The organism is Pseudomonas moorei (assembly GCF_008801475.1).
Taxonomy (GTDB): domain Bacteria; phylum Pseudomonadota; class Gammaproteobacteria; order Pseudomonadales; family Pseudomonadaceae; genus Aquipseudomonas; species Aquipseudomonas moorei.
The window spans coordinates 94,021-107,594 of the sequence record NZ_VZPP01000010.1; the positions used below are offsets into that span (position 1 = coordinate 94,021).

The 13,574-nt window shown below is 57.3% G+C and carries 13 protein-coding genes; 5 read left to right on the forward strand and 8 right to left on the reverse strand.

Annotated features, from left to right (window positions below; genetic code table 11):
- Positions 1 to 274 precede the first annotated feature (274 nt).
- Complete coding sequence (gene cysZ, locus F7R06_RS20035; RefSeq protein ID WP_090316193.1) at positions 275 to 1,027, forward strand: sulfate transporter CysZ; 753 nt, start codon at positions 275 to 277, stop codon at positions 1,025 to 1,027.
- 40 nt (positions 1,028 to 1,067) lie between these two features.
- Entirely contained in the window at positions 1,068 to 2,267 is a 1,200-nt protein-coding gene (locus tag F7R06_RS20040; RefSeq protein ID WP_090316189.1) for a glycosyltransferase family 4 protein, read from the forward strand.
- A 69-nt stretch (positions 2,268 to 2,336) separates the two neighbouring features.
- On the opposite strand, the gene F7R06_RS20045 is transcribed toward F7R06_RS20040, so the two are convergent.
- The 3 genes from F7R06_RS20045 to F7R06_RS20055 form a co-directional block, all read right to left on the reverse strand.
- A complete protein-coding gene (locus tag F7R06_RS20045; RefSeq protein WP_090316186.1) occupies positions 2,337 to 3,440 on the reverse strand; it encodes an NADH:flavin oxidoreductase in 1,104 nt (367 codons plus the stop codon).
- A gap of 220 nt (positions 3,441 to 3,660) precedes the next feature.
- Positions 3,661 to 4,143 carry a glutathione peroxidase gene (locus F7R06_RS20050; RefSeq protein ID WP_090316182.1) on the reverse strand — a complete coding sequence of 161 codons (483 nt, stop codon included), beginning with the start codon at positions 4,141 to 4,143 and terminating at the stop codon, positions 3,661 to 3,663.
- Positions 4,144 to 4,266: 123 nt separating this feature from the next.
- Complete coding sequence (locus tag F7R06_RS20055; protein WP_090316179.1) at positions 4,267 to 4,752, reverse strand: FKBP-type peptidyl-prolyl cis-trans isomerase; 486 nt, start codon at positions 4,750 to 4,752, stop codon at positions 4,267 to 4,269.
- Here F7R06_RS20055 and F7R06_RS20060 point away from each other — a divergent pair.
- The 3 genes from F7R06_RS20060 to F7R06_RS20070 all read left to right on the forward strand — a co-directional run bounded on the left by F7R06_RS20060 (position 4,721) and on the right by F7R06_RS20070 (position 8,147).
- Entirely contained in the window at positions 4,721 to 5,047 is a 327-nt protein-coding gene (locus F7R06_RS20060; protein WP_090316176.1) for a DUF3565 domain-containing protein, read from the forward strand. The two genes, F7R06_RS20055 and F7R06_RS20060, sit on opposite strands and share 32 nt — an antisense overlap.
- 94 nt (positions 5,048 to 5,141) lie before the next feature.
- Entirely contained in the window at positions 5,142 to 7,241 is a 2,100-nt protein-coding gene (gene pta, locus F7R06_RS20065) for a phosphate acetyltransferase (protein ID WP_090316173.1), read from the forward strand.
- The gene (locus tag F7R06_RS20070; protein ID WP_090316170.1) at positions 7,242 to 8,147 is read left to right on the forward strand and encodes a 1-acylglycerol-3-phosphate O-acyltransferase, YihG family; all 906 of its coding nucleotides are present in this window, start codon (positions 7,242 to 7,244) and stop codon (positions 8,145 to 8,147) included. It begins immediately after the preceding gene.
- Positions 8,148 to 8,830: 683 nt separating this feature from the next.
- Here the strand turns inward: F7R06_RS20070 and F7R06_RS20075 are convergent.
- From F7R06_RS20075 to cysD, 5 genes are all read right to left on the reverse strand, one after another.
- Entirely contained in the window at positions 8,831 to 9,088 is a 258-nt protein-coding gene (locus tag F7R06_RS20075) for a hypothetical protein (protein ID WP_151149693.1), read from the reverse strand.
- A gap of 41 nt (positions 9,089 to 9,129) precedes the next feature.
- A complete protein-coding gene (locus F7R06_RS20080; protein ID WP_090316166.1) occupies positions 9,130 to 9,684 on the reverse strand; it encodes a 2OG-Fe(II) oxygenase in 555 nt (184 codons plus the stop codon).
- Entirely contained in the window at positions 9,674 to 10,213 is a 540-nt protein-coding gene (locus F7R06_RS20085; protein ID WP_139204748.1) for a hypothetical protein, read from the reverse strand. Before F7R06_RS20085 ends, F7R06_RS20080 begins: the two co-directional genes overlap by 11 nt.
- A gap of 400 nt (positions 10,214 to 10,613) precedes the next feature.
- Positions 10,614 to 12,512 carry a sulfate adenylyltransferase subunit CysN gene (cysN, locus tag F7R06_RS20090; RefSeq protein ID WP_090316160.1) on the reverse strand — a complete coding sequence of 633 codons (1,899 nt, stop codon included), beginning with the start codon at positions 12,510 to 12,512 and terminating at the stop codon, positions 10,614 to 10,616.
- 9 nt (positions 12,513 to 12,521) lie between these two features.
- On the reverse strand, positions 12,522 to 13,439 hold the full coding sequence (gene cysD / locus F7R06_RS20095) for a sulfate adenylyltransferase subunit CysD (RefSeq protein WP_090316153.1): 918 nt from the start codon (positions 13,437 to 13,439) through the stop codon (positions 12,522 to 12,524).
- Positions 13,440 to 13,574 lie beyond the last annotated feature (135 nt).

The window sequence follows — 13,574 nt, forward strand, 5'->3', positions numbered from 1 at the left end:
CGCCGGCTTGCCGGCGGGAATTAAAAAAGGACCATTGAAAGCCTTGGGGAAGGCTGGAACTCGACAGTCCTGTAAAAAGATTGGGTGCAGCGTATCGAGGGGGCGAAGATTAAGGAAATACGGTTTAACAATCCAGCTCATAGGTGGTCTCTATCCGATCACCGTGATTATCAGGACGCCTTTGTTACAGTTAATGTCGATGCCGCTACCGCGCTTTCGCCCGTCAGGCAAAGCCGGTAAGGTCGGCGCGTTTTCCCTCTGCTCGGAGCACGTTATGCCCGCCCCTGTTCTGTCCGGCCCGCAATACCTGCGCGAAGGCCTGAAACTGGTTCTCAGCCCCAGCCTGCGCCTTTTTGTAATACTTCCACTTGCGATCAACCTGGTGCTGTTCGTCGGATTGATCTATCTGGCCGGCCATCAATTCAGCCTGTGGGTCGACACCCTGATGCCGTCACTGCCCGACTGGCTGAGCTTCCTCAGTTATGTCCTGTGGCCGCTGTTCGTGGTGCTGGTGGTGTTGATGGTGTTCTTCACCTTCACCCTGCTCGCCAACGTCATCGCCGCACCGTTCAACGGCTTTCTGGCGGAAAAGGTCGAAGTGGTGGTACGCGGCACCGACGACTTCCCGGCATTCAGCTGGGGCGAGCTGATCGCCATGATCCCCCGCACCCTGTCCCGGGAAATGCGCAAGCTAGGCTATTTCCTCCCCCGGGCAATCGCCTTGTTCATTCTTTCGTTCATCCCGGTGGTAAACATCATCGCCGCGCCGTTGTGGCTGCTGTTCGGGGTCTGGATGATGGCGATCCAGTACATCGACTACCCGGCGGATAACCACAAGCTGGGCTGGAATGAAATGCTCGCCTGGTTGCGGCAGAAGCGCTGGCAGTGCATGAGTTTCGGCGGCATCGTTTATCTGGTGCTGCTGATTCCGGTGGTCAACATTCTGATGATGCCGGCTGCGGTGGCCGGAGCGACGCTGTTCTGGGTGCGTGAGCGCGGGGCCGAGAACCTGGTGACCCAGCGCTGAGACGGTCACAAATCCATCATGCAAACGCCATAACGCCGACATGGCCTCAGCCGACACTGAGGTCATGACGACAGCTCTGCATATCACCCTGATCACCGAAACCTTCCCTCCCGAAATCAACGGCGTGGCCAATACCCTTGGTCGCTTGTGCGACGGTTTGCGCGCGCGTGGGCATCAGGTGGAATTGGTTCGACCACGTCAGGGCTGCGATCAGCAACTGGGTAGCGACGATGAATTGATGCTGTGCCGGGGCTGGCCGCTGCCGGGCTATCCCGGACTGCAATGGGGTCAGTCGTCGATGCACAAGCTGTTGCGCCGCTGGAAGCGCCATCGCCCGGACGTGCTGTATATCGCCACCGAGGGGCCATTGGGGTTATCGGCACTGCGAGCGGCACGGCGCCTGGGGATATCGGTGGTCAGCGGCTTTCACACCAATTTCCAGCAGTACTCCAACCAATATGGGCTCGGCCTGCTGACGCGGCTGCTAACCCACTACCTGCGCTGGTTCCACAATCGTTCGACCATGACCCTGGTACCCAGCGTCAGCCAGCGCATGGAGCTGGAACGGCGTCACTTCGAGCGCCTGGCCTTGCTTTCCCGAGGGGTCGACAGTCAATTGTTTCACCCGGCCAAACGCTTGAACGCCCTGCGCGAACAATGGGGATTGGCCGAGGAAGACATCGCGGTCATTCATGTCGGTCGCCTGGCCCCGGAAAAAAACCTGGGATTGCTCAAGCGCACTTTCGACACCCTCAAGTCCAGTTATCCACAGCGCACCTTGAAGCTGATCGTGGTCGGCGACGGCCCACAGCGCCAGGAACTGGAGAACGAGATGCCCGAGGCGATTTTCTGCGGCACTCAGCGCGGTGAAGCCCTGGCCTGTCACTATGCGTCGGGGGATGTATTTCTGTTTCCGAGCCTGACTGAAACCTTCGGCAATGTCGTGCTCGAGGCGCTGGCCTCGGGGCTGGGAGTAGTGGCCTACGATCAGGCGGCGGCAGCCCAGCATATTCGCCATGGCTATAACGGTGTACTGGCGATGCCGGGGGATGAAAGCGCATTCTGCGATGCAGCAGCGTGGTTGCTGGAAGAGCGGGAAACATTGCGCAATGTGCGGCTCAACGCGCGCCAGCATGCCAGTCGCCAGGGTTGGGCGACCATCATCGAGCAGTTCGAGGGGCAGTTACGCGGGGCTTGTGTACAGCGACAGGCATTGCCGGATGCCGCTCTGTTGCCTTGAAAAGCTTCGCTGGCAAGCCAGCTCCTTGGATTTGTGCAGTCCCCACAGGAGCTGGCTTTGAAGACGCCGTTAGACCAGCGTCATCAACGCATCGCGGCTAAACGGCAGGATGTCCTGTTCACGACCTTCGCGAACTTTCTGCGCCCAGTCCGGATCGACCAACAGCGCGCGACCGACCGCTACCAGGTCGAACTCGTCGTTGTTCAAACGCTCCAGCAGTTTTTCCAGGCTGGCCGGTTGCGCGACCTTGTCGGTGTTGACCATGAACTGCAAGAACTCGCCATCCAGACCGACACTGCCCACGGTGATCGTAGGTTTGCCGGTGAGCTTGCGGGTCCAGCCCGCCAGGTTCAGCTCGGAACCGTCAAATTCCGGCTCCCAGAAACGGCGTGTCGAGCAGTGGAAAACATCCACGCCAGCGTCGGACAGCGGCTGGAGAAATTCGCCCAGCGCCTCCGGGGTTTGCACCAGACGCGCGGTGTAATCCTGCTGTTTCCACTGCGAAAAACGGAAGATGATCGGGAAACCTTCGCCGACCGCTGCACGCACCGCCTGGATCAACTCGATGGCGAACCGCGAGCGGTTGGCCAGGCTGCCGCCGTATTCGTCGGTACGCTGGTTGCTGCCTTCCCAGAAGAACTGGTCGATGAGGTAGCCGTGGGCACCATGGATTTCCACGCCGTCCATGCCGATGCTCCGGGCATCCTTGGCGGCCTGGGCGAACGCGGCGATCACGTCCTGAATATCTTGTCGGGTCATGCCCTGAACCACGACCTGACCGTCCTTCACTTTCTCCGATGGCCCGTAACCCGGCACGCTGGCGTCCGGCTCGGTGCCGATGCGACGCACGCTGCCCACGTGCCACAGTTGCGGAACGATCTTGCCGCCTTCGGCGTGTACGGCGTCAACGACTTTCTTCCAGCCTGCCAGTGCGGCCTCACCGTAGAAGTGCGGCACGTTCGGGTAGCCGTTGGAAGCCTTGTGACCGACGGTGGTGCCTTCGGTGATGATCAGGCCAACGCCAGCGGCCGCACGACGACGGTAGTACTCGATCACTTTGGAATTGGGTACACCACCCGGAGAAAAAGAACGGGTCATCGGTGCCATGACGACGCGGGTCGGCAGTTCGAGATTGCCGAGATGGAACGGTTTGAACAGGGCTTTGACAGGCATGGGGACGCTCTACGAAGGATGACTTTATGACGACGATAATATGGAGGTGCCCACGCGCTGGATAGCACTATTGATTTGGGTGATTAAGGAGCAAAAGGCTAGGAATAACCTTGTAGGAGCGAGCTTGTTCGCGATGGACTTGAGAACGCTGCGGGGTGTCAGGTTTCCCGCGTTATCGTTCACAACTATCGCGAGCAGGCTCGCTCCTACAGGGGGGAGATCAGCTCAGGGCTTTTTCAATTGCCTGAATGACGCTTGGATCGTCCGGCGGTGTCCGTGGCGAGAACCGCGCCAGTACACGTCCGTCTTTGCCGAGGAGGAATTTTTCGAAGTTCCAGGTGATGTCACCCGGGAATTCCGCGCCCTCGCCCGCCAGCAGTTTGTACAGCTGGTGGCGTTCATGTCCGTTGACTTCCAGCTTGCTGGACAACGGAAAGGTCACGCCATAGTTGAGGCTGCAAAACGCCTGGATTTCCTGCGCGGAGCCTGGCTCCTGTCCGGCAAACTGGTTGCACGGCAAGCCCAGCACGCTGAAACCCTGGCCCTTGTATTGCTGGTAAAGGTTTTCCAGCGCCGCGTACTGTGGGGTCAGGCCACATTTGGAGGCCACGTTGACCACCAGCACCACGTGCCCCTTGAACGGCGCCAACGGTAGCGCCTGACCATCAAGGGCTGTCAAATTTAGGTCGTGAAAAGCACTCATGACGAACTCCAGATTCTCGTGTTCTTCTCGAAACAGCCACTTATCGGTGTCGCCTGGGACAGCCGCAGACTAAAAAGGCGCCCTCGGGGCGCCTCTCCAGTTCTCGAAAGCTTAGCGCAGAAATCAGTGGTGATGGCCACCTTCGCCATGGACGTGGCCATGAGCGATTTCTTCCTGGCTGGCATCACGGATATTGATGATCTTGACCTGGAAATTCAGGCGCTGGCCGGCCAACGGATGGTTGCCGTCGACAGTCACGTCGTCGCCGTCCAGATCGCGGATGGTCACGATCTGCATCTGGCCGTCCGGAGCGGAAGCGTGGAACTGCATGCCCACTTCCAGCTCGTCAACGCCTTCGAACATGCTGCGGCTCAGGGTGCTGACCAGTTCGGCAGCGTACTCGCCATAGGCATCTTCAGGTTCAACGGCTACGGTCAGCTCGTCGCCGACTGCTTTGCCTTCCAGTGCCTTTTCCAGGCCCTGAATGATGTTACCTGCGCCTTGCAGGTAGACCAGCGGCGCGCCGCCGGCGGAGCTGTCGATGACCTCACCAGCGTCGTTGGTCAGGGTATAGTCGATGGAGACAGCCTTATTGGCGGCGATCAGCATGGGGCGAGACCTTTTGCATAAGAATATTGAAAGACCAAGTTTAGCGAAGCAATCGCCCGAAAGCGAACACAACCCGGACAGACGGATTGCGACGATCACCGGCTTCCATCAAGACGAGGACGGGCACTGGGTGGCCGAGCTTTCCTGCGGACACACACAGCACCTGCGGCACCAGCCGCCCTGGCAATCCCGCGCCTGGGTCACGGACCCTGCGCAGCGCCAGGAAAAAATAGGCCAGCCCTTTGATTGCGGTTGGTGCGCACAAGGCTCGGTTAGCGATAACCTTGGCGACTGAATTCCGGTAAATCGTCAGTTATAGATGATCGCCTGGCGGCCCGTATGGCCTTTGCGCCACCCCGGCCGCCCACATGCACCCTCAGAGAATCCGCATGCAAACTTTTTTTATTGCGCCCACCGATTTTGGCGTGGGTCTGACCTCCATCAGCCTCGGGCTGGTGCGCACCCTTGAGCGGGCCGGTCTCAAAGTCGGCTTTTTCAAACCGATTGCCCAGCCGCATCCCGGTGATACCGGCCCTGAGCGTTCCACCGAACTGGTCGCCCGTACCCACGGCCTCAAGCCACCCAAGCCGCTGGGCCTGGCCCATGTCGAGCGCATGCTGGGCGATGGCCAGCTGGACGAGTTGCTCGAAGAAATCATCACCCTTTACCAGCAAGCCGCCATCGGCAAGGACGTGCTGATCGTCGAAGGCATGGTCCCGACCCGCAGTGCCAGCTATGCCGCACGGGTCAACCTGCACCTGGCCAAGAGCCTCGACGCCGAGGTGATCCTGGTGTCGGCGCCGGAAAACGAAGTCCTGACCGAGCTCTCCGGTCGCGTCGAGTTGCAGGCGCAATTGTTCGGTGGCCCGAAAGATCCGAAAGTCCTCGGCGTCATCCTCAACAAGGTGAAGACCGACGAAAGCATGGAGGCCTTCGCCGCCCGCCTGAAGGAGCATTCGCCGCTGTTGCGCAGTGGTGATTTCCGCCTGCTGGGCTGCATTCCGTTTCAGCCGGAACTGAACGCCCCCCGCACCCGCGACGTCGCCGACCTGATGGGCGCACAAGTGCTCAACGCCGGCGACTACGAAACCCGGCGCATGACCAAAATCATTATCTGCGCGCGCACCATGCGTAACACCGTAGAGCTGCTCAAACCGGGCGTACTGGTGGTGACCCCCGGCGACCGCGACGACATCATCCTCGCCGTCAGTCTCGCCGCCATAAATGGCGTGCCCCTGGCCGGCCTGTTGCTGACCAGCGACACCCTGCCCGACCCACGGATCATGGACCTCTGCCGCGGCGCCTTGCAGGCCGGCCTGCCGGTGTTGTCAGTGAGCACCGGTTCCTACGACACCGCCAACCAGTTGAACGGACTGAACAAGGAAATCCCGATCGACGACCGCGAACGCGCGGAAATCATCACCGATTTCGTCGCCAGCCATCTGGATGCCAACTGGCTGCACCAGCGTTGTGGCACACCACGGGAAATGCGCCTGTCGCCGGCCGTGTTCCGCTATCAGTTGATTCAGCGCGCGCAGAACGCCAACAAACGCATCGTCCTGCCTGAAGGCAGCGAGCCGTTGACCGTTCAGGCCGCAGCGATCTGTCAGGCCCGTGGCATTGCCCGTTGCGTGTTGCTGGCCAAACCGGCAGACGTTGAAGCCGTCGCGCGCGCCCAAGGCATCGAGTTGCCACCGGGGCTGGAAATCCTCGACCCGGACCTGATCCGCGAGCGCTATGTCGAGCCTATGGTCGCCCTGCGCAAAAGCAAAAGCCTCAACGCGCCCATGGCCGAGCAACAACTGGAAGACACCGTGGTGATCGGCACCATGATGCTGGCGCTGGATGAGGTGGACGGCCTGGTGTCGGGGGTCATTCACTCCACCGCCAACACCATTCGCCCGGCCCTGCAGCTGATCAAAACGGCGCCGGGCTGCACGCTGGTGTCGTCGGTATTCTTCATGCTGTTCCCGGAAGAAGTGCTGGTCTACGGCGACTGCGTGATGAACCCGCACCCAAGTGCCAGTGAACTGGCCGAGATCGCCCTGCAAAGCGCTGATTCGGCAGCAGCGTTCGGCATCACGCCCCGTGTGGCGATGATTAGTTACTCCAGCGGTGAATCGGCCAGTGGCGAAGAAGTCGAAAAGGTTCGCGAGGCGACCTTGCTCGCCCACGAGCAGCAGAACTCGCTGTTGATCGACGGCCCGTTGCAATACGATGCCGCCGCCAACGAAACCGTGGCCCGGCAACTGGCACCGAACAGTCAGGTCGCTGGTCGCGCCACGGTGTTCGTGTTCCCCGACCTGAATACCGGCAACACCACTCACAAGGCCGTGCAACGCAGCGCCGACTGCGTCAGCCTCGGTCCGATGCTGCAAGGGCTGCGCAAACCGGTGAATGACCTGCCACGCGGTGCGCAAGTCGATGACATCGTCTACACCATCGCGTTGACCGCGATCCAGGCAGCCAACCGACCTATGGATGTTTAAATGCTGGTTTTTCTACCTGGCGCCGCACGCGGCGTCATTGCTTCGTTACTGTTGGCACTCAATACAATCCTGCTGTGCTCATTCCTGTTCTGCGTAGCGCTGATCAAGGTCCTGCCTTTCGCCTTCACCCAGCGCATCGCCGGATGGTTGATGAGCCATACCCACGAAGCCTGGATCAGCATCAACAAAGGCTGGATGAACCTGGTCCGTCGCACCCGCTGGCACATCAGCGGGCTGCAAGGCCTGGACTATCGGCACTCGTACCTGATCACCAGCAATCACCAGAGCTGGGTCGACATCCTGGTGCTGCAATACGTGCTCAACCGCCGCATCCAGCCGCTGAAGTTCTTTCTCAAGCAGGAGCTGATCTGGGTCCCGGTGATCGGTCTGGCGTGGTGGGCCCTTGGCTTTCCGTTCATGAAGCGCTACTCCAAGGCCTATCTGGAGAAACACCCGGAAAAGAAAGGCAAAGACCTGGAAACCACCCGCAAGACCTGTGCGAAGTTCCGCAATAATCCGGTGGGGATTTTCAACTTCGTCGAAGGCACGCGCTTCACCGAGGGCAAGCACGCCCAGCAGCAATCACCGTTCAAATACCTGCTCAAACCCAAGGCCGGCGGCATTGCCTTTGTGCTGGATGCCATGGGTGAGCAGCTGGAATCCATCGTCAACGTGACCATCCACTACCCGGCCGGACGCCCTGGTTTTTGGGATTTGCTGCGCGGGAACGTTACAGACGTGGTGGTGCATTTTCAGGAACTGAAGATCCCGCCGCAGTTCATCGGCAAGAACTACGACCAGGACGGTGAGTATCGCCTGCAGTTTCAGGGCTGGATCAATCAGCTTTGGGAAGACAAGGATGCGTTGCTGGGGCAGATGCATCGGGAATATCCAGACAAACGCTGATCCCCTGTGTGCAAGCCTGCTCGCGAATGCAGCGGATCAGCCTAGATCAATGTTGAATGACACACCGTATTCGCGAGCAAGCTCGCACATTTGATCGAATCAATCTGAAAAAAACCCGCCGATGATCACTCATCGGCGGGGTTTTCATTACGGGCTAATGCTCACTGCCTGCATGGCAAGAACTTGATAAACGGATAGGCTGGCCTCTATAAGTAATGAGCTGCACGCCCCAGTATGACGCGAACTTGAATCGACTCGCACTCAATCGCGCTTTTATCCAAAACCAAGGATTGTTTGCTTAAACACCACTAGCCTTGCAGTGCAGCCTGTTAAATATAACCATCACTACCGCTTGTACAGCACCCATATTCGTCACCGGTATCATCAGAGTTACCACCTATTTCAAGTGGCCCGATCGTTACCGTTGCGATATTTTCAGGTGGCGGTGGTGGAGGAACAAAAAGGCGCAGGAGCATAAGAACCCCCTCCCCCGATATTTTCGTTGAATACAGCTATCGCAGAAGGCAAAAATTCGCCGGTTGCAGAAAATCAATTACAAGAAAGCATCTGATTACCGTACGCCACCCTCAGAGTTTCCTTGTGCACTATCCTCATATCGGGTGCACAGACGTAATCAAGGTAGTTATCCAAATCATTATCTCTAAAGAAGTCTGCAGCACTCTTTAAAACCTCCTTGAAAATGCCTGAGTCACTAATTGAGTACAAACCAGCGGCGCCCCCCCTACAACACTAGCGGTACCTATGACTATGAATGGTGCTTCGACTAAAACAGCAAAGACAGCAATCACACCTGCAACATTCCCGATAAGACTGATCACATCACCATAACTAAATCCTTTGCCATTCCTGACATCCACTCCAATTTTCAGGAAAGTAATAGTACCGGCAACCATATTGGCTGGAATGCTCACAATCGGCACATAAGGTCCTGCCAGCTTGGTGACTGACGTCACGCTCGCTATTACAGCACCGGTTTGCGCCGTTTGACGGAAGGTGATCTCGCCGCATGTGGAATTCGCCCCTCGAAAACCACCACACGACGAGATTTTGGAAGCACGGCCTTAATGACATTTTCTTTCGCATCATCATAGAAAACGAGCTCTCCTCCCCAGGACGTGGGCCAGTGCTCGTTGCAGAAAACGATAACAGTCAATCCCGGATGGGTTTTGTTATCACGATGAATAATGGTGTCTTGCCCGAACGTCTGTCCGTTTGCGTAAACACCTAACAACGTCATATTGAAATCATGTAAATCTGAAAATCGCTCCCAGAAACTTACCAGAAAACGCCATGATTCATTGCCGTTCAATTCTTCCAGGCAGGACTGCCGCTCAGGGCGACCTTTACCCGCAATGAATACGTGCCAGCAGGGCCTGACAAAGGGCAGCTCTTCATAATTTGGCCAGTTGTATCTCCAGACAGCCCCCTTGAGCAAAAGGTTTATGGCGACTTCTTCGCTTTCCGTCAAAAAGTCATCAATCACATATATTCCATTATCAATGCGCTCAATTTTCATACGCTCTCCCTTTCGCTACAACCCTGTTCCAAATTCCATTCCGAACAATTATCAACAGCAAGTAAGACAATATAATTGACCACCCAATCAATACAAAATAACATTCAATGTTATTTGACCTTATCCAAAGCAATATATCTTTACGACTGATCAACAAATTGGTATCAACATCATAGATCCACCAAACAAACCGTTTAGTCCGATCTGAATCCACAGCAACCCATAATTTTTTCCCCTTCCTCAAATTCAGGTGCTGAATGTCACTCGCAGAAGCTTCAATAATGTAGTTATAGGCATCTTCACCCAGCCCGACCCTCAAATATAAAGATGACGTAGTTCTTGACTGCGAAACATCTCTATACAAATAAGCTTTTTCCATAACCAGCCGTTCCGGCAAGGGAGGAATCTCCTGTATTTCCCCATACATAAAAATAGAAGCGACAACCAGACCAACAAACAAAAATAGTAAAAAAAACAACCTCACCGACCCCGGCAATATATCAAGGAGGGATATATAAATTTTTTGCACGCACACCAACCTCCAGACGCCTATCAAAAACAACATTAAACACTCACACCTGACAGGGATTGGCACCGCTCGAAACTCAGATTTTTCTCGCCGAGAAATCCAATTCTTTAAACTTTAATATTTCAGAGCGCTTAAAATTCAAAAATCCTGCGCTTTGTATTTTCTTTTCGCCCAAAAGAAACCGAAACAGATATCAACCTCATCTCTGCTAACAACAATATCTCCCTATGCAAACAAATGTAACTTACCGATTTCCGATATCCCTGTAGTCCATTTCCCAAGCACCAATAACGCTGGCCATTCACGCGTTTTTCCGAGCACAAAAAAAGCCCGCAGACAGTTACCTGTCTGCGGGCTTTTTCTTGCAGCGTGAAGCTAGAAGCTTGCCGCTGCTTTGAGCTTAGATCGCACCACGCTTGCGCAGCAGATCCAGCACTTGCTTGACGCTTTCCTCCAGCGACAGCGATTGGGTGTCGATCACCAGATCGGCATCCAGCGGCACGTCGTACGGGAAGGACTCGCCAGGGATGTTATCGCCGCCCGCCGCGTACAGACCTTGTGGATCGCGTTCGGCACAGACCGCTGGCGAAGCCTGGACGTAGACCGTCAGCAGACGCTCCTTGCCGATCAGTTCCTTGGCCTGTTCACGACCTTCGGAACTCGGCGCAACGAACGCCGCCAGGGTCAGCAGACCGGCTTCGTTGAACTGACGCGCAACGTGCGCGGCACGACGCCAGTTTTCGGTACGCCCGGCGCGATCCTGTGGCAGACCTTTGTTCAGGTCGTGACGCAGATTCTGGCCATCGAGCACAAAGACCGCACGGCCCATGTCGAATAGCTTGCGCTCGACGGCGTAGGCCAGCGTACTTTTACCCGCGCCCGACAAGCCGCTGAACAACACGGTGGCCGGTTGCTGGCCGAAGCGCTGGGCGCGCTCTTCGGTGGCGACGTGGGCCAGTTTGCCGTGGTGGGTGGCGCTGCCGTGTGCCAGAGGCTGGGCGACGATCATGCCGGCGCCCACGGTGCCGTTGGTCAGGCGGTCGATGATGATGAACGCGCCGGTGGTGCGGTTGCTGTCGTAACCGTCGAGGGCAATCGGCGCATCGAGCGCGATTTTGACCTTGCCGATTTCGTTCAGCTGCAACGCGCTGGCCGGGCCTTCTTCAAGGGTGTTCACGTCGACCTTGTTGACGATGCTGGCGATGGAGCCCGGCACGTAACTGGTGGCGCGTTTGATGTCGTACTTCTTGCCCGGCAGCATCGGCTCTTCCGCCATCCACACAAGCATCGCTTCAAAGCTGTCGGTGACAGGCGGCACGTTATCGGCGTGAACCAACAGGTCGCCGCGAGAGATGTCGATTTCGTCTTCCATGGTCAGCGTCACCGCTTGACCAGGACCGGCGTGCTCCAGCTCGCCTTCGAAGGTGACAATGGATTTCACGCGGCTGCTCTTGCCCGACGGCAGGACCACGACTTCGTCGCCTTTCTTGACGATGCCGCTGGCCAGGGTGCCGGCGAAACCACGGAAGTTCAGGTTCGGACGGTTGACGTACTGCACCGGGAAACGCAGGTCGGTGAAGTTGCGATCGCCCGCCACTTCCACGGTTTCGAGAATTTCCATCAGCGACTGGCCGGTGTACCACGGCGAGCGCTCGGACTTGTTCACCACGTTGTCGCCCTTGAGGGCAGACATTGGCACGAAGTGCATGCTCGTCGGCTTCATCTTCAAGCCCTCGGCGAACTTCAGGTAGTCGGCCTTGATCGACTCGAACACGCCCTGATCGAAGTCCTTGAGGTCCATCTTGTTGATGGCGACGACGATGTGCTTGATGCCCAACAGCGAGGCGATGAAGCTGTGGCGACGGGTCTGGGTCTGCACGCCGTAACGGGCGTCGACCAGGATGATCGCCAGGTCACAGGTGGACGCACCGGTGGCCATGTTGCGGGTGTACTGCTCATGGCCAGGAGTGTCGGCGATGATGAACTTGCGCTTGGCGGTGGAGAAATAGCGGTACGCGACATCGATGGTGATGCCTTGCTCACGCTCGGCCTGCAGGCCGTCGACCAGCAACGCCAGGTCGATGTCTTCGCCGGTGGTGCCGACTTTTTTCGAGTCGCGGGTAATCGCTTCCAAGTGATCTTCGTAGATCATCTTGGAGTCGTGCAGCAGGCGCCCAATCAGGGTGCTCTTGCCGTCGTCGACGTTACCGCAGGTCAGAAAGCGCAGCAGCTCTTTACGTTCATGCTGGCCCAGGTAGGCGAGGATGTCCTCGCTGATCAAATCAGATTGATGCGACATGACAGCCCCTTAGAAATAACCTTGACGTTTCTTGTCTTCCATCGAGCCGGCGCCATCGTGGTCGATGACACGGCCCTGGCGCTCGGAAGTTCGCGTCAGGAGCATTTCCTGAATGATGTCCGTGAGGCTTTCGGCCTCGGACTCCACCGCGCCCGTCAACGGGTAGCAGCCAAGGGTACGGAAACGCACTTTCTTTTTGACGATGCGCGCTTTGTCTTCATCGCTCAGGTGTTCGAGGATGCGCTCGTCGTCGATCATGATCAGCGTGCCGTTCTTCTCGATGACTTCACGCTCGGCGGCGAAGTACAGCGGGACGATCGGGATGCCTTCAAGGTAGATGTACTGCCAGATGTCCAGTTCGGTCCAGTTCGACAACGGGAACACACGAATGGATTCGCCCTTGTTGACCTTGCCGTTGTAGACGTTCCACAGCTCCGGGCGCTGGTTTTTCGGATCCCAGCGGTGCTTGCTGTCGCGGAACGAGTACACGCGCTCCTTGGCGCGGGATTTCTCTTCATCGCGACGGGCACCACCGAAAGCGGCGTCGAAACCATATTTGTCCAACGCCTGCTTCAGGCCTTCGGTCTTCATGATGTCGGTGTGCTTGGCACTGCCGTGGGTAAACGGGTTGATGCCTTGCGCCACGCCGTCCGGGTTCACATGAGTGATCAGGTCCAGGCCCAGCTCGGCGACCATCTTGTCGCGGAAGGCGTACATCTCCTGGAATTTCCAGCGGGTGTCGACGTGCATCACCGGAAACGGCAGCTTGCCAGGGAAAAATGCCTTGCGTGCCAGGTGCAGCATCACGGCGGAGTCTTTACCGATGGAGTACAGCATCACCGGGTTGTCGAACTCGGCGGCCACCTCGCGGATGATGTGGATGCTTTCCGCCTCCAGCTGTTTCAGATGCGTCAGTTTGTCGACCATGGCTACTCACGAAAGCTTTCTTATGAACGGCCAGCGGGCCGTGTTCGAGCGGGGAATCCTAGCACAGCGTCCTCTTCTAATCAGGACGCCGACTAGATCGAAAGAGCATATGAATATGCCCGCCTGTTTGGGCAG